This window comes from Burkholderia arboris (assembly GCF_038723655.1).
Lineage (GTDB): Bacteria > Pseudomonadota > Gammaproteobacteria > Burkholderiales > Burkholderiaceae > Burkholderia > Burkholderia arboris.
In genome coordinates this window covers 89,840-105,177 of sequence record NZ_CP109821.1, presented here as the reverse complement: position 1 = coordinate 105,177, position 15,338 = coordinate 89,840, and the positions used below count along the sequence as shown (strand labels likewise).

Annotated in this window: 15 protein-coding genes; 5 read left to right on the top strand and 10 right to left on the bottom strand. The window is 66.4% G+C overall.

Going from position 1 to position 15,338, the window contains the following annotated elements; all coding sequences use genetic code 11:
• From OHZ10_RS00485 to OHZ10_RS00450, 8 genes are all read right to left on the bottom strand, one after another.
• The gene (locus OHZ10_RS00485; RefSeq protein WP_059232803.1) at positions 1-1,056 is read right to left on the bottom strand and encodes a branched-chain amino acid ABC transporter permease; all 1,056 of its coding nucleotides are present in this window, start codon (positions 1,054-1,056) and stop codon (positions 1-3) included.
• Between the two features lie 199 nt (positions 1,057-1,255).
• A complete protein-coding gene (locus OHZ10_RS00480) occupies positions 1,256-2,413 on the bottom strand; it encodes an ABC transporter substrate-binding protein (protein ID WP_059232804.1) in 1,158 nt (385 codons plus the stop codon).
• Positions 2,414-3,486: 1,073 nt separating this feature from the next.
• A complete protein-coding gene (locus OHZ10_RS00475) occupies positions 3,487-4,461 on the bottom strand; it encodes a branched-chain amino acid ABC transporter permease (RefSeq protein WP_059236539.1) in 975 nt (324 codons plus the stop codon).
• Positions 4,461-5,345: a branched-chain amino acid ABC transporter permease gene (locus OHZ10_RS00470; RefSeq protein WP_059232805.1), complete on the bottom strand. Its 885-nt coding sequence runs from the start codon at positions 5,343-5,345 to the stop codon at positions 4,461-4,463. Before OHZ10_RS00470 ends, OHZ10_RS00475 begins: the two co-directional genes overlap by 1 nt.
• A 128-nt stretch (positions 5,346-5,473) precedes the next feature.
• Positions 5,474-6,673: an ABC transporter substrate-binding protein gene (locus OHZ10_RS00465; protein ID WP_342703329.1), complete on the bottom strand. Its 1,200-nt coding sequence runs from the start codon at positions 6,671-6,673 to the stop codon at positions 5,474-5,476.
• 77 nt (positions 6,674-6,750) lie between these two features.
• On the bottom strand, positions 6,751-7,506 hold the full coding sequence (locus tag OHZ10_RS00460; RefSeq protein ID WP_059232807.1) for an ABC transporter ATP-binding protein: 756 nt from the start codon (positions 7,504-7,506) through the stop codon (positions 6,751-6,753).
• A complete protein-coding gene (locus tag OHZ10_RS00455; protein WP_006477266.1) occupies positions 7,503-8,282 on the bottom strand; it encodes an ABC transporter ATP-binding protein in 780 nt (259 codons plus the stop codon). Before OHZ10_RS00455 ends, OHZ10_RS00460 begins: the two co-directional genes overlap by 4 nt.
• 433 nt (positions 8,283-8,715) lie before the next feature.
• Complete coding sequence (locus OHZ10_RS00450; protein ID WP_342703327.1) at positions 8,716-10,401, bottom strand: GMC family oxidoreductase; 1,686 nt, start codon at positions 10,399-10,401, stop codon at positions 8,716-8,718.
• A gap of 186 nt (positions 10,402-10,587) precedes the next feature.
• Here OHZ10_RS00450 and OHZ10_RS00445 point away from each other — a divergent pair, with 186 nt between their 5' ends.
• A complete protein-coding gene (locus OHZ10_RS00445) occupies positions 10,588-11,487 on the top strand; it encodes a LysR family transcriptional regulator (protein ID WP_059232809.1) in 900 nt (299 codons plus the stop codon).
• A 130-nt stretch (positions 11,488-11,617) separates the two neighbouring features.
• Positions 11,618-12,151, top strand: coding sequence for a class IV adenylate cyclase (locus OHZ10_RS00440; protein WP_059232810.1), 534 nt, complete (start codon positions 11,618-11,620; stop codon positions 12,149-12,151).
• Between the two features lie 68 nt (positions 12,152-12,219).
• On the opposite strand, the gene OHZ10_RS00435 is transcribed toward OHZ10_RS00440, so the two are convergent.
• Entirely contained in the window at positions 12,220-12,705 is a 486-nt protein-coding gene (locus OHZ10_RS00435) for an Lrp/AsnC family transcriptional regulator (RefSeq protein WP_006408082.1), read from the bottom strand.
• Positions 12,706-12,811: 106 nt separating this feature from the next.
• Between OHZ10_RS00435 and phhA the strand changes: the two genes are divergently transcribed.
• Both phhA and OHZ10_RS00425 read left to right on the top strand, forming a co-directional pair.
• Positions 12,812-13,744 (top strand): phenylalanine 4-monooxygenase, encoded by a 933-nt coding sequence (gene phhA / locus OHZ10_RS00430; protein WP_342703326.1) that lies wholly within the window; start codon positions 12,812-12,814, stop codon positions 13,742-13,744.
• A 129-nt stretch (positions 13,745-13,873) separates the two neighbouring features.
• Positions 13,874-14,182 (top strand): 4a-hydroxytetrahydrobiopterin dehydratase, encoded by a 309-nt coding sequence (locus tag OHZ10_RS00425; RefSeq protein WP_256085417.1) that lies wholly within the window; start codon positions 13,874-13,876, stop codon positions 14,180-14,182.
• 92 nt (positions 14,183-14,274) lie between these two features.
• Here the strand turns inward: OHZ10_RS00425 and OHZ10_RS00420 are convergent, their stop codons facing one another.
• Positions 14,275-14,505, bottom strand: a complete 231-nt coding sequence (locus tag OHZ10_RS00420) for a DUF3717 domain-containing protein (protein ID WP_006756491.1) — start codon at positions 14,503-14,505, stop codon at positions 14,275-14,277.
• Positions 14,506-14,627: 122 nt separating this feature from the next.
• On the opposite strand from OHZ10_RS00420, the gene OHZ10_RS00415 reads away from it, so the two are divergent.
• Positions 14,628-15,320: a response regulator gene (locus tag OHZ10_RS00415; protein ID WP_006401494.1), complete on the top strand. Its 693-nt coding sequence runs from the start codon at positions 14,628-14,630 to the stop codon at positions 15,318-15,320.
• Positions 15,321-15,338 lie beyond the last annotated feature (18 nt).

Below are 15,338 nucleotides of genomic sequence, written 5' to 3'. Positions count from 1 at the left end.
TCACTCCTCTTCCTCTTCCGCATGCGGCGTCACGAAGCTCCGCCACAGCAGCACCGGAATGATCAGCGTGAACACGATCACCTCCTTGTAGGCACTCGCCCAGAACGACGAATACGATTCGAGCACACCGACCAGCAGCGAGCCGGCGGCCGCGAGCGGATAGCTGACGAGCCCGCCGATGATCGCGCCGACGAAGCCCTTCAGGCCGATCAGGAAACCCGAGTCGTAGTAGATCGTCGTCAGCGGGCCGACGAGGATCCCGGACAGCACGCCGAGCCCCGCCGCGAACGTGAACGCGAGCCGCCCCGCTTCCGTCGTGCCGATGCCCACGAGCCGCGCGCCGAGCCGGTTCACCGACGTCGCGCGCAGCGCCTTGCCGGCGATCGTGCGGCCGAAGTACACGTAGAGCGCACCGATCAGCACGAGCGCCGTGACGACGACCAGGATGCTCTGCACCGACACCGTCATGCTGCCGATCGCGATCGACGCATCCGAGAAGCCGTTGGTGCGCGAGCCTTCCGCGCCGAACATCACGAGCCCGAGGCCGACCATTGCGAAGTGGACGGCGACCGACACGATCAGCAGCAGCAGCGTCGTGCCTTCGGCGATCGGCTGGTACACGAGCCGGTAAACGAACGGCCCCATCGGCACGACGATCGCGAGCGTCAGCGCGATCTGCGCGAGCATCGGCATCGGCTGCGCGGCAAAGCTGCGCGTGATCGCGAACACCGCGAGCGGCAGCAGGATGTAGCGGCTGCCGAGCGTCGCGAGCGTGCGGCCGAGCTGATGGCGGCGTTCGCGATGCCGGATCAGGCCGCCGACTTCGAGCAGGAAACACGCGATGCCCATCACGAACAGCAGCCAGCAGGTGGCGGGAAATTTCTGCGCCTGTAACGCGGCAAGCGTCAGCGCACCGTAGGCGACGAATTCGCCCTGGGGAATGAAGATCACCCGCGTGACGGAAAACACCAGCACGAGCGCCAGAGACAGCAATGCATAAATGGCGCCGGTCGTGATGCCGTCTTGCGCGAGGATCGCCGCAATCGAGAGATCCATACGTTTCGTGTATCGAGAATGCTGCGGAGAAACGAAAGACGGGAACGGCCGGGGCGCGGACGACACGACAGGCGCGTCAGGCGCCACGCGGCGGGCCCCGCTGGTTCCAGGCGGCACGGGCGCGGCCTGTCAGGCCCGGCGCCCTGCCGCCGGCGGGCACGGCACCGTTCGCGCCGCGCACGCCGGTTTCACGTGGTGCTTACTCGGCCTGCAGCTTCCACTTGCCGTCGACGATCTGCACCATCACGCGTGCACGCGTATCGAAGCCGTTGTGATCGGTCGCCGTCATGTTGATCACGCCGTGCGACACGGGCAGGTCCTTCACGCTTTCGATCGACGCGCGCAGCGCCTCGCGGAACGCCTCGGTGCCCGGCTGGCCCTTCTTCAGCGCTTCCGGAATCGCGCGCTGCAGCAACAGCCCCGCATCCCACGCATGGCCGCCGAACGTCGCCAGCGAACCCGCGCCGTAGGCCTTCTCGTACGCAGCCTTGTAGCCGAGCGCCGGCTTCTTCACCGGGTTCGAATCGGGCAGCTGGTCGGTCACGAGCACCGGGCCGGCCGGCAGGATCTCGCCTTCGCAATCCTTGCCGCACACGCGCAGGAAGTCGTTGTTCGCGACGCCGTGCGTCTGGTACACCTTGCCCTTGTAGCCGCGCTCCTTCAGCGTCTTCGCCGGCAGCGCCGCCGGCGTGCCGGAGCCCGCGATCAGCACCGCATCCGGGTTCGAGCCCATCAGCTTCAGCACCTGCCCCATCACCGACGCGTCGGTGCGGTTGAAGCGCTCGTTCGACACGACCTTCAGGCCGTTCTTCGCGGCCGCCGCGTTGAACGTGTTGTACCAGCTGTCGCCGTACGCATCCGCGAAACCGATGAAGCCGACCGTCTTCACGCCGTGCTTCGCCATGTAGCCGGCGATCGCGTCGGCCATCAGCTGGTCGTTCTGCGGCACCTTGAACATCCACGCGCGCTTCGCGTCCATCGGCGCGATGATCTGCGCGCTCGCCGCGAGCGAGATCGTCGGCGTCTTGCCCTGCGATACCGGGTCGAGCATCGCGAGCGAGTTCGGCGTGACGGACGAGCCGATGATCGCGTCGACGTGGTCTTCGTCGATCAGCTTGCGCACGTTCTGCACCGCGCGGCTCGTGTCGGAGGCGTCATCCAGCACGATGTACTGGACGCTCTTGCCCGCGATTTCCTTCGGCAGCAGCGCGATCGTGTTCTTTTCCGGAATCCCGAGCGACGCGGCCGGCCCGGTGGCCGATAGCGTCACACCGATCTTCACCTGCGCCGACGCCGTTGCCGCCGCGCACACGAGGCCCGCGGCAAGCACGGCCTCCATCCATCGATTCATCTTCATTTACGTTGTCTCCAAACGCTGCTCGAAAAAGCCACGGGTCGCTCGGGCGGCTCCCGGTCCCCAAACAAGTTAATATCTTAATTATCTCGCCCAGCCGCGCCCATGCTCGTTTTCCCGTGAAACGCCGCACCCATGCGCCGCATGCCGGCCGAAACGGTCGTTCGACCGTCACGATGCGCAACAGCGGTGTCGTCAGGATGAAGCAGGCGAAGAAATGCAGGATCGTGCGGGAGATCGATGCGGGCGCAACGATGGCGGGAAGGCATGCCGATCCGGCCGGACGGGGCCGGGCCGGCGAACGGTGAAACGTCGGAAAACCGGCGGGTCATGAGGATGCGGATACGGATGCAAGCGCAACGACCCGCGATGGCGTCGCAACGCGCATACAGGCCGCAGAACGGCTCGGGAAAGCCGCGAAGACCTGTCCCGCACCTCGCGACGAACGAGCGCCGCCAGCCGCCCCTCCTGCCCCGAACCATCGTCCTGCGCTGCTCATCCAACCGCACTCCCTCTTCTGCATTCTGCTTGTAGGAGAACTGCCGCCCGTTTTCCCGACCGCGCGGTCGGCGAAAGCTGAGTGTAACGGACGCGTTTCGCGCACGCCAACCGGGTAAGCCCGGACAGCGCGTGCGCAATGGCGCGCCGTCTGCAAACGAATCACGGGAACAGGAAAAACGGAGGGACGACGCGAAGCGCGGAAGAGAGGCGGTGCGAATGCAGGCGCGACAGGATGATCGCGCCGGCCGATGCACCATCGGTGGCAATCCGTGCACGCAAATGAAAAAGCGCTGTTGGATTCCGTCCAACAGCGCTTTGGGGTCCGGGCACTTTGTGCCTCGATTGTCTCCTCGTTCTCCACCTGCAAATTCGTTTCGCGGTGCATCAGAACTAAGACGAAGATTAAAGGACCTTTCATACTGCGACAACTTAGCATTTACCCCTATGGTGCATCGCCGCACGAAAATGGGGCACCAGCCTGCCGCGCGGCGCCGGCCCGAGCCCGCTGCGACGCCCTTCCGGAGCATGCCGGATGGTGCTTCGCATCAACGCCCGGTGACGCGCGCTGCACGCATTCAAGACGCCCTGAGCGGCTTGATCCGCGCAACCATCTCGCCGACTATGCCGCGCCGGAACGCAAGCACGCAGGCGATGAAGATCAGCCCGGTGACGATCGTCGCCGATTCGCCGAGCGAATGGAACCACGCGACGCCCGTCGTCGACGCGAGCCATTCGCCGATGTCGCCGAGCCGGTCTTCCAGCGCGACGATCAGCGCCGCGCCCAGCAGCGGCCCGAACAGCGTGCCCATCCCGCCGACCAGCGTCATCAGCACGACGAGGCCCGACATCGTCCAGTACGCATCCGACAGCGTCTCGAAGCCGAGCACGAGCACCTTCAGCGAGCCGGCCAGCCCCGCGAGCCCGGCCGACAGGATGAACGCGAGCAGCTTGAAGCGGTCGGTGTCGTAGCCGAGCGAAATGGCGCGCGCTTCGTTCTCCTTGATCGCGACGAGCACCTGGCCGAACGGCGAATGGACGACCCGCACGATGAACGCGCATGCGGCGACGACCACGGCGAGCACGACGTAGTACAGCGCGACGTCGTTCGACAGGTCCAGCAGCCCGAACAGGTGGCCGCGCGGCACGCCCTGCAAGCCGTCCTCGCCGTGCGTGAACGGTGCCTGCAGATAGATGAAGTAGACCATCTGCGCGAACGCGAGCGTGATCATCGCGAAGTAGATGCCCTGCCGGCGGATCGCGAACAGCCCGACGACGAGCCCGAGCAGCGTCGCGGCGACGGTGCCGGCCAGCACGCCGAGTTCCGGCGTGAAACCGAGCGTCTGCATCGAATAGCCGGTCGCATAACCGGCCGTCGCGAGGAACATCGCATGGCCGAACGACAGCAGCCCCGTATAGCCGATCAGCAGGTTGAACGCAGCTGCGAACAGCGCGAACGTCAGCACCTTCATCACGAACACCGGATACGCACCGATGAACGGCGCGGCGAGCAGTGCGGCGAGCAGCACGCCGTAGAGCACTTTTCTCTGCATCATTTTTCCTTGCCGAAGAGGCCCGCCGGGCGGAACAGCAGCACGATCGCCATGATCACGAACACGACGGTCGCCGACGCTTCGGGATAGAACACGCGCGTGAAGCCCTCGATCACGCCGAGCAGCAGGCCCGTGACGATCGAGCCGAGGATCGAGCCCATCCCGCCGATCACGACCACCGCGAACACGGTGATGATCATCGGCTGGCCCATCAGCGGCGACACCTGGATCACCGGCGCGGCCAGCACGCCCGCGAACGCGGCGAGCGCGACACCGAAGCCATAGGTGAGCGTGATCATCATCGGCACGTTCACGCCGAACGCCTCGACGAGTTTCGGATTCTCGGTGCCCGCCCGCAGGTACGCGCCGAGGCGCGTCTTCTCGATCACGAACCACGTCACGAGACACACCGCGAGCGATGCGACGACGACCCACGCGCGATAGTTCGGCAGGAACATGAAGCCGAGGTTGGTCGCGCCGGACAGCTGCGACGGCACGTCGTACGGCTGGCCCGACGATCCGTAGATCGACCGGAACACGCCTTCGACGACCAGCGTGAGGCCGAACGTGAGCAGCAGCCCGTACAGGTGATCGAGCTTGTACAGCCAGCGCAGCATCGAGCGCTCGATCGCGATCCCGAACGCGCCGACCACCAGCGGTGCCAGCACGAGCATCGCCCAGTACGGGAGCCCGAAGTACGACAGGCCCATCCACGCGAGCATCGCACCCAGCATGAACAGCGCGCCGTGCGCGAAGTTGATCACGTTGAGCAGCCCGAAGATCACCGCGAGCCCGAGACTCAGGATCGCGTAGAACGAGCCGTTGACGAGCCCGAGCAGCAACTGGCTCAGCATCGCCGGCAACGGAATGCCAAAGATTTCCATCGACTTAGCCGTCAGAATGAGTTTCGTTGCGCGCGCAACTTTTTCGCGTTGCACGCGCGGGCGGCGCAGCGGGCACATCGCTGCAGCCGCCACCGAGCGGCGCGCCCGTGCGCGCCGCTACGCCCTGCTTACTTCCAGGCCGCGCAGCGCGATTCCTGCTTGGTCCCGAACGCCTGTTCGCCCGGAATCGTCGCGAGCACCTTGTAGTAGTCCCACGGCTCCTTCGATTCCGACGGCTTCTTCACTTCCATCAGGTACATGTCGTGGATCATGCTGCCGTCCTGGCGGATGTAGCCCTTCGCGTAGAAGTCGTTGATCTTGATCTTCTTCAGCTCGGCCATCACCTTGTCGGAGTCGGTCGTCCCGGCGGCCTGCACGGCCTTCAGGTAGGTCGTCACCGACGAGTAGTCGGCCGCCTGCAGGCTCGACGGCATCTTCTTCATCTTGCCGAAGTAGCGCTGCGCCCACTGGCGCGATGCGGTGTCGCGGTTCCAGTACCAGCTGTCGGTCAGCACGAGGCCCTGCGTCGTCTCGAGGCCGAGGCTGTGCACGTCGTCGATGAACATCAGCAGCGCGGCGAGCTTCATCGTCTTCGTGATGCCGAATTCCTTCGCGGCCTTGATCGAGTTGATCGTGTCGCCGCCCGCGTTCGCGAGGCCGAGGATCTGCGCCTTCGACGCCTGCGCCTGCAGCAGGAACGACGAGAAATCCGACGCGGACAGCGGGTGGCGCACCGCGCCGAGCACCTGGCCGCCGTTCGCCTTCACGACATCCGACGTGTTCTTCTCGAGCGCCTTGCCGAACGCGTAGTCGGCCGTCAGGAAGAACCACGACTTGCCGCCCTGCTTGACCACCGCCGAACCGGTGCCCTTCGCGAGCGCCATCGTGTCGTACGCGTAGTGGACCGTGTACGGCGTGCACTGCTCGTTGGTCAGCGTGTCGGCGCCCGCGCCGATGTTGATGTAGACCTTCTTCTTCTCGGCCGCGACCTGGTTCATCGACAGCGCGGTGGCCGAATTCGTGCCGCCGACCAGCAGGTCGAGCCCGCCGCGGTCCATCCATTCGCGCGCCTTCGATGCGGCGATGTCGGCCTTGTTCTGGTGATCGGCGTAGACGACCTCGATCGGCTTGCCGAGCACCTTGCCGCCGAAATCGGCGACCGCCATGCGGATCGCCTCGAGACCGCCCTGCCCGTCGATGTCCGCGTAAAGCCCCGACATGTCGGTGATGAAGCCGATCTTCACGGTATCCGCCGCGTGTGCGGCGCCGGCGGTGAGCGCGGCGGTCGCGAGCGCGAGACAGGCCTGTGCGAGGGTCTTCATTTTCATTGACGTCTCCTGTTGTTCTGATGCGTTGTGGTTGTTCGAGGGCCGCCACGGCTAGCGGCTAGGGAAACGGGGCGGCGTCACACCCCAAGCAGGTCGTGCAGGGTCGGCATCTTGCTTTCCAGTTCGGCCGCCTGAAAATGCTCGACGATGCTGCCGTGCTCCATCACGTAGAAGCGGTCGGCGAGCGGCGCGGCGAAGCGGAAATTCTGTTCGACCATCACGATCGTGTAGCCGCGCGCCTTCAGCGCGACGATCATCCGTGCAAGCGACTGCACGATCACCGGTGCGAGGCCTTCGGAAATCTCGTCGAGCAGCAGCAGGTTCGCGCCGGTGCGCAAAATCCGCGCGACCGCGAGCATTTGCTGCTCGCCGCCGGACAGCCGCGTGCCCTGGCTCTGCCGGCGCGACGCGAGGTTCGGAAACATCGCGTAGATCTCGTCGAGCGACATCGCATGCTCGCGCGGCCCGATCAGCGGCGGCAGCATCAGGTTCTCCTCGCACGACAGGCTCGAGAAGATCCCGCGCTCCTCCGGGCAGTAACCGATGCCGAAATGTGCGATGCGGTGCGTCGCGAGGCCGATCGTCTCGTTGCCCGCGACCTTGATCGACCCGCTGCGGCGGCCCGTGAGGCCCATGATCGCGCGCAGCGTCGTCGTGCGGCCCGCGCCGTTGCGGCCGAGCAGCGTGACGACCTCGCCGCGATGCACCGTCAGGTCGACACCGTGCAATATGTGGGATTCCCCGTACCAGGCCTCCAGGCCCGTGATCTCCAGCGCGGGCGTACCGCTCTCGACGCCGCTCAATTCGCGTTCCTCCCGTTCGCTGTGCTTCATGCGTGCGCCCCCGCGAGCGCCGCGTCGGCACTGCCCATGTAGGCCTCGATGACGAGCGGATTCTTCGACACCTCCGCATACGAGCCTTCGGCCAGCACCTCGCCGCGTTGCAGGACGGTGATCGTGTCGGAGATGCCCGCGATCACGTTCATGTTGTGCTCCACCATCAGGATCGTGCGGCCGCTCGCGACCTTCTTGATCAGCGCGGTCACACGGTCGACGTCCTCGTGGCCCATCCCCTGCGTGGGCTCGTCGAGCAGCATCAGTTCGGGTTCCATCGCGAGCGTCGTCGCGATCTCGAGCGCGCGCTTGCGGCCGTATGCCAGTTCGACGGTCGGCACGTGCGCGAAATCGGTGAGGCCGACCTGCGTGAGCAGGTCCATCGCGCGATCGTCGAGCCGTTTCAGCGTGCGTTCGCTGCGCCAGAAATGGAATTCCGTGCCGAGCGCGCGCTGCAGGCCGATGCGCACGTTCTGCAGCGCCGTCAGGTGCGGGAACACGGCCGAGATCTGGAACGAACGGATGATGCCGCGCCGCGCAACCTGCGCGGGCCGCTCGTCGGTGATGTCGATGCCGTTGAAGACGATCTGGCCAGCCGTCGGCGTCAGGAACTTGGTGAGGAGGTTGAAGCAGGTGGTCTTGCCCGCGCCGTTCGGCCCGATCAGCGCATGAATCGCGCCGCGGCGCACACGCAGGTTGACGCCGTTCACGGCGGTGAAGCCCCTGAATTCTTTTGTCAGTCCGCGTGTTTCCAGAATCGTGTCGCCGAGAATCATGTTCCCTTCCGTACGAAGTCAGGCGAAGCACCGGGAAGCCTGGCGCGAGCGACCGCGAACAGGTCAGCGGATCAGCGGGCTGCCCCCGGGCGCCGTGTTACGCCTCGAGGGTTGGTCTCCCGCGCCGACGCGTATGCACATTGCGCAACATTGTCGCGCCGTTGGTGCAGTGCAATCATCGGGATTTGCACTTATAGGGCCGACCGCTATATCGCACGCGGCTGAGCACGATTTTTCGCGCTGTTTTTTTGACACGTGCATCATCGCGCGTTGACCTTCCTGCATGCCCGGCACGCACGCGATGAAAAAAGCCGCGCGACTGCGCTGCCTGCATGGATCGTGCCGTTCGAACAAACGCGACGACAGCTTGTTTCGCATAGCGAATCAGCGGGCGCTTTCATGACGGCCCGCTGTCGCGCGTGTCAGCGTGCCGTCACGCAACCGTCACCGCAGCGTCGGTTCGCACCGGGGTCGCTTCGCGCGCCGCGCGGCGATCGGCGCGGATCATGTCGCTCGCGCGCTCGGCAATCATCAGCGTCGGCGAATTGGTGTTGCCCGATGTAATGAACGGCATCACCGATGCATCGACGATCCGCAGCCCGGCGATGCCGCGCACGCGCAACCGGCTGTCGACCACCGCGCGTTCGTCGTCGGCACGCCCCATCCGGCAGGTGCCGACCGGGTGGAAGATCGTCGTGCCGACCGCGCCGGCCGCCTCGATCAGCTCGGCCTCGCTGCGATATTGCGTACCCGGCAGGATTTCCGCGGGACGATAGCGCGCGAGCGCCGGCGCGGACGCGATCCGGCGCGTCAGGCGCAGCGCGTTCGCGGCGACATGCCGATCGTGGTCGGTCGACAGATAGTTCGGCGCGATCGCCGGCGCGACGCCCGGATCGGCGCTCGTGACGTGCACGCTGCCGCGCGATGTCGGCCGCAGATGGCACACCGACGCCGTAAATGCATTGAAGCTGTGCAGCGGCTCGCCGAAGCGTTCGAGCGACAGCGGCTGCACGTGGTATTCGAGATCGGGGCGCGTGAGCGCGGGATCGTCCGGATCGGATTTCGCGAATGCGCCGAGCTGCGACGGCGCCATCGACATCGGCCCGCGTTGCAGCAACGCATATTCGGCGCCGATCATCAGCTTGCCCCACCAGTGCGCGGACAGCGTGTTGAGCGTGCGCACGCCTTCGACGCGATACGCCATCCGCAACTGCAGGTGATCCTGCAGGTTTTCGCCGACGCCCGGCAGATCCTGCACGACGTCGATGCCGAGCGCCTGCAGCCGCCGGCCGTCGCCGATTCCCGACAGTTCGAGCAGCTGCGGCGAATTCACCGCGCCGGACGTCAGCAGCACTTCCGAGCGCGCCCGCGCGACGTAATCGGTGCCGCCGCCGTGATACTCGACGCCGACGGCGCGGCGCCCTTCGAAGATCACGCGCTGCGCCTGCGCGCCGGTGATCACGGTCAGGTTCGGCCGCGCCATCGCGGGCCGCAGGAACGCCTTCGACGTATTCCAGCGCACGCCGCGCTTCTGGTTCACCTCGAAATAGCCGACCCCGGTATTGTCGCCGCGGTTGAAATCGTCGGTGGCGGGGATGCCTGTCTGCTGCGCTGCCTGCGCGAACGATTCGAGGATCTCCCAGCGCAGCCGCTGCTTCTCGACGCGCCAGCAGCCGCCCGCGCCGTGCGCGTCGCTCGCGCCCGCATGGTGATCCTCGCTGCGCTTGAAGATCGGCAGCACGCTGTCCCACGACCAGCCGGCGTCGCCGGTGGCATCCGCCCAGCTGTCGTAATCCTCCCGCTGGCCGCGCATGTAGATCATCCCGTTGATCGACGAGCAGCCGCCGAGCACGCGGCCGCGCGGATACGACAGCGCGCGGCCGTTGAGCGCCGCTTCGGGTTGCGTCTTGTACAGCCAGTCGGTGCGCGGGTTGCCGATGCAATACAGATAGCCGACCGGGATATGGATCCAGTGATAGTCGTCCTTGCCGCCCGCTTCGAGCAGCAGGACGCGGATGTCGGGATCCTCGGTCAGGCGGTTCGCGAGCACGCAGCCCGCGGTGCCCGCGCCGACGATCACGTAATCGAATTCGCCTTCGAGCGTACGTTGAGTACTCACGGCGTGTCCCCTTCTTCCTTGTTGTGCGCCGCGCGGCGCGATGCCGCGCGCATTTTCAGCATAGTGCGTCGCGGGCCGCGCTGGCGGCCGCGCGCGCCACGACCCGAGGAAGCGTACTCCCGCAGCCGGCCGCCGATCCAATGAGTTATGCTGAACTGCGTTATAAGCTGCGCTCATATCACGACGATGGATCTCACCCTGCTCCGCGCCTTCGCGACGGTCGCGCGCGAAGGCAACCTGACGCGCGCCGCCGCGCAGCTGCACCTGACGCAGCCGGCCGTCAGCCTGCAGATCAAGCATCTGCAGGAAACGCTCGGCGTCACGCTGTTCACGCGCACGTCGCGCGGGCTCGCGCTCACGCGCGACGGCCAGACGCTGCTGCCGCATGCGGAGCGCGCGCTCGCCGCGGCTGCCGACGTGCAGCGCGCCGCTGCTGCGCTGCGGCACGAGGTGCGCGGCCGGCTGCGGATCGGCACGATCCTCGATCCGGGCTTCCTGCGGCTCGGCGGCTTCCTGCGCGCGCTGGTCGAAACCCACCCGCAGATCGAGACGGCGCTGCGGCACGGAATGTCGGGCTGGGTGATCGAACAGGTGCGCGCGCAGGCGCTCGACGTCGGCTACTACATCGGCCGGCCGGGTGAGGACGATCCGCTCGACGGCGCGCTGTTCCACACCGTCACGCTCACGCATTTCCAGTACCGCGTGCTCGCGCCGGCCGGCTGGAAGGAGCGCGTGCAGCGCGCGCATGACTGGCGCGCGCTCGCCGCGCTGCCGTGGATCTGGACGCCGCCGGCGTCCGCGCACCACCGGCTGCTGTCGCGGCGTTTCGCGGACGCCGGCGCGCAACCCGTGAAGGTCGCCGAGGTCGACCAGGAGCAGTCGATGCTCGACCTCGTCAAATCGGGGATCGGATTGACGCTCGCGCGCGACTCGACCGCGCTGGCCGAAGCGCACGCGCATGCACTGACGATCGTCGAACGTGTGACGGTGCCGACCGAACTGACGTTCGTGACGCTCGCCGAGCGCCGCGACGAGCCGGCGATCGCGGCCGCGCTGCGGCTGATCGAGACGCAGTGGGCGATATGAGCGGCGCTGATGACGCGGCGTTCGCATGCGGACGCGTCATCGCGCCACACCGGCCGTCACGCCACCGTCTCCGCGTTTTTGCTAGATTGTGCGTTCGCACACCGCGAGACCCCGATTGAAGGAGACCCGCATGGCCCGCAACATCGAGATCAAAGCCCGCGCCCGCGAATTCGACCGGCTGCGCGAACAGGCTGCCAAGCTCGCGACCGAAGCGCCGCTGTTCTACCGCCAGCAGGATTTCTTCTACGACGTGCCGCGCGGCCGGCTGAAGCTGCGCCGCTTCGAGGACGGCACGCCGGCCGAACTGATCTTCTATCAGCGTGACGACCGCGACGGCCCGAAGGCGTCGTACTACACGCGCAGCCCCGTGACGAACCCCGACGCGATGCACGCGCTGCTCGCGACCGCGCTGACCACGCGCGGGATCGTGACGAAGGAACGGCACGTGTACCTCGCGGGCCGCACGCGCATCCATCTCGACCGCGTCGACGGCCTCGGCGATTTCATCGAACTGGAAGTCGTGCTCGGCCCTGACGACGACGAAGCCGGCGGCGAAGCCGAAGCGCACGACGTGTTCGCGAAGCTCGGCGTGGCGCAGGACGATCTCGTCGCGGTCGCGTATGTCGACCTGCTGAACGCCGACACGCAACACGAAGCGGCCTGATCCGGCCCCACCGGCGGCGGCCGCGCAGCGCGTGCCGCCTTCAGCGCGGCCGCCGCCCCGTCACTGCTTTATGCGGCGCCGGGCGCCAGATGCGCGAGCGGCAGCGCGCCGTTGCGCTTGAAGGTCGTCAGCACGATGTTCGAGCGCACGCTGTCGACGCCCGGCACGCGCATCAGCTTCTTCATCACGAACTGCGACAGCGCGTTCAGGTCCGGCGCGACGATCCGCAACAGGTAGTCGGCATCGCCCACCACCGCATGGCATTCGAGCACCTCGGGCAGCACGTCGATCTGCTGCTGGAACTGCTCGATGATCGAATCGCCGTGGTGCTTGAGCTTCAGGCTCGTGAACGCGGTGACGCCGAGCCCGAGCTTCTCCGGGCGCAGCATCACGCGGTAGCCTTCGATCACGCCAGCCGCCTCGAGCCGCTGCAGCCGCCGGCCGATCTGCGACGGCGACAGCGGCACCTCCTCGCCGAGCTGCTGATGCGTCGCGCGACCAAAGCGCTGCAACACGTCCAGCAGCGCGAGATCGAAATGATCGAGTTCCAGCATGAGCATTCTCCGCATTGATTCGTAATTTGATGCGTAATTATCGCATCAACAGGCGAATCAGCGCCAACTATGCGCCCATTCCGCGCGCCGCCCGCTCTACACTTGCATGGTTCCCAACCACAGCGTGCAGAGCCTCATCATGTCCACCGTCGTCACCGCGAAACTGCAGGAGCAGTTCGACGCGGGCCTCGAAACCCGCGCAGATTTCACCATCGACCAGCCGCTGCAGCGCTACGGCCAGGTCGACCACGCGGTGTGGAAGCAGCTCTATGCGCGCCAGTCGGCGCTGCTGCGCGGGCGTGCCTGCGACGCGTTCGTCGCGGGCCTCGGCAAGATCGACCTGCCGGCCGACCGCGTGCCGTCGTTCGCCGACGTGAACCGCCAGCTGAAACCCGCGACCGGCTGGGAGATCGTCGCGGTGCCGGGCCTTGTGCCCGATCGCGTGTTCTTCGAGCACCTCGCGAACCGGCGTTTCCCGGTCACCTGGTGGATGCGCCGCCCCGACCAGCTCGACTACCTGCAGGAACCCGACTGCTTCCACGACCTGTTCGGCCACGTGCCGCTGCTGATCGACCCGGTGTTCGCCGACTACATGCAGGCGTACGGCCGCACCGCGCTCGCGGTCGCCGACGACGAAGCGGCGCTGGCGCGACTCGCACGGCTCTACTGGTATACGGTGGAATTCGGACTGATCCGCGACCCGCGCGGCACCAACGGGCTGTCGATCTATGGCGCCGGAATCGTGTCGAGCAAGGGCGAGAGCCTGTACAGCCTCGAAAGCGCGGCGCCGAACCGGCTCGGTTTCGAGCTCGAGCGCGTGATGCGCACGAAGTACCGGATCGACACGTTCCAGAAGACCTACTTCGTGATCGACGATTTCGCGCAGCTGTTCGCGCTCGCCGACGTCGACGGCCGTGCACTGGCCGACCGGCTCGCGGCGCTGCCCGAATTCGCGGCCGGCACGGTGCTGGATACCGATCGCGTGCTGCATCGCGGCACGGGCGAAGGCTGGCCCGCCGACGCCGACGCCGACGCGTGACATGCCGGGTGCCGCAGCCGGCCGCCCGCCGCCGGTCACCCTTTCCGCAACTATGAAACAATGAACGGTGCCGGCTTCGCCGCGCGGCGCAGCCGTGCGCGGGTGCCGTTACCGAACGAGAGGTGCAAGATGATCCACAAGCTCACATCAGAAGAACGCAAGACCCGGCTCGAAGGCCTGCCGCTCTGGACGGCCATGCCGGGCCGCGACGCAATCCAGCGCAGCCTGCGGTTCGCCGATTTCAACGAAGCCTTCGGCTTCATGACGCGCGTCGCGATCAAGGCGCAGGAAATGAACCACCATCCGGAATGGTTCAACGTGTACAACCGCGTCGACGTCACGCTGTCGACCCACGACGCCGACGGCCTGACCGAACGCGACATCGAACTCGCGCTGTTCATCGACCGCGCCGGCGCACACGCGCAACCGGCCGCCTGAGTCCCGCCTCTACCGCCGCGCATCTTTCGATGCGCGGCGCGTCAACTTTTCATTTCGATGAACGTTTTCTAGGATGTAGTGAGCGAAAGCCTTCAGCTTTCCAAGCCATCCTTAAGGCGCACGTAAGTCTCGTACGCTTTCCGCGCCTTGGGGTCCAAACCTTCCAGTTGCAGCGCGCCTTCGCGCTGTACAATCAGCAGCGCATACGGCTTGGAGAGCGCGCTGGCCTCTTCGCAGAGTTTGAGTTCGTCGCCGCTCGACGGCGAGCGGGCGCGCCAGAAATTGATCGCGGCTTCTAGGTCGTGGATCGAAATATCGGACATGATTGGATTTAATCGTTCGCTGGCCGCCATGCTTGATGTCAGGCGAAGCGGCGCCCCTGTGGAAACGGCGTCGTGCTGTCCGCGTGCCTGAACCGCCAACCCATTGTACTTGAGCGAACTTCATGCGACTCCTTCTGATCGAAGACGACCGCCCCATCGCACGCGGTATCCAGAGCAGCCTCGAGCAGGCTGGCTTCACCGTCGACATGGTGCATGACGGCATTTTTGCCGAACAGGCGCTGGCACAGAACCGCCACGAACTCGTGATCCTCGACCTCGGCCTGCCGGGCATCGACGGGATGACGCTGCTCACGCGCTTCCGCCAGACCAACCGCCACACGCCCGTGATCGTGCTGACCGCACGCGACGAGCTGAACGACCGGATCCAGGGCCTGAACTCGGGCGCCGACGACTACATGCTCAAGCCGTTCGAGCCGGCCGAGCTCGAAGCACGCATCCGCGCGGTGATGCGCCGCAGCGGCCCGCACAGCGACATGCCGCGTCCGGAAGTGTCGCTCGGCGGCGTCCGCCTGTCGGGCGTCGACCGCCGCATCTTCAACGACGACAAGCCGCTCGAACTGTCGCCGCGCGAATTCGCGGTGCTCGAAATGCTGCTGCTGCGTCACGGCCGCGTCGTCAGCAAGGCCCAGCTGCAGGATCACCTCACGCACTTCGGCGGCGATCTCGGCGACACCGCGATCGAAGTCTACGTGCACCGGGTGCGCAAGAAACTCGAGCAGTGCCGTGTCGAAATCGTCACGGTGCGCGGCTTCGGCTACCTGCTGCAGGAAATCCGCCAGACCGCGAGCGTCTGAGCCGGGCCACGCGCCGGC

Bases quoted from the DNA above. Each gene is read 5' to 3' on its own strand.
- OHZ10_RS00440 (WP_059232810.1), top strand. From the start codon at position 11,618: ATGGCCCGCAACATCGAGATCAAAGCCCGCGCCCGCGAATTCGACCGG.
- OHZ10_RS00480 (WP_059232804.1), bottom strand. From the start codon at position 2,413: ATGAAGATGAATCGATGGATGGAGGCCGTGCTTGCCGCGGGCCTCGTG.
- OHZ10_RS00435 (WP_006408082.1), bottom strand. From the start codon at position 12,705: ATGCTGGAACTCGATCATTTCGATCTCGCGCTGCTGGACGTGTTGCAG.
- OHZ10_RS00475 (WP_059236539.1), bottom strand. From the start codon at position 4,461: ATGCAGAGAAAAGTGCTCTACGGCGTGCTGCTCGCCGCACTGCTCGCC.
- OHZ10_RS00470 (WP_059232805.1), bottom strand. From the start codon at position 5,345: ATGGAAATCTTTGGCATTCCGTTGCCGGCGATGCTGAGCCAGTTGCTG.
- OHZ10_RS00485 (WP_059232803.1), bottom strand. From the start codon at position 1,056: ATGGATCTCTCGATTGCGGCGATCCTCGCGCAAGACGGCATCACGACC.
- OHZ10_RS00420 (WP_006756491.1), bottom strand. From the start codon at position 14,505: ATGTCCGATATTTCGATCCACGACCTAGAAGCCGCGATCAATTTCTGG.
- OHZ10_RS00455 (WP_006477266.1), bottom strand. From the start codon at position 8,282: ATGATTCTCGGCGACACGATTCTGGAAACACGCGGACTGACAAAAGAA.
- OHZ10_RS00465 (WP_342703329.1), bottom strand. From the start codon at position 6,673: ATGAAAATGAAGACCCTCGCACAGGCCTGTCTCGCGCTCGCGACCGCC.
- OHZ10_RS00445 (WP_059232809.1), top strand. From the start codon at position 10,588: ATGGATCTCACCCTGCTCCGCGCCTTCGCGACGGTCGCGCGCGAAGGC.
- phhA (WP_342703326.1), top strand. From the start codon at position 12,812: ATGGTTCCCAACCACAGCGTGCAGAGCCTCATCATGTCCACCGTCGTC.
- OHZ10_RS00460 (WP_059232807.1), bottom strand. From the start codon at position 7,506: ATGAAGCACAGCGAACGGGAGGAACGCGAATTGAGCGGCGTCGAGAGC.
- OHZ10_RS00425 (WP_256085417.1), top strand. From the start codon at position 13,874: ATGATCCACAAGCTCACATCAGAAGAACGCAAGACCCGGCTCGAAGGC.
- OHZ10_RS00415 (WP_006401494.1), top strand. From the start codon at position 14,628: ATGCGACTCCTTCTGATCGAAGACGACCGCCCCATCGCACGCGGTATC.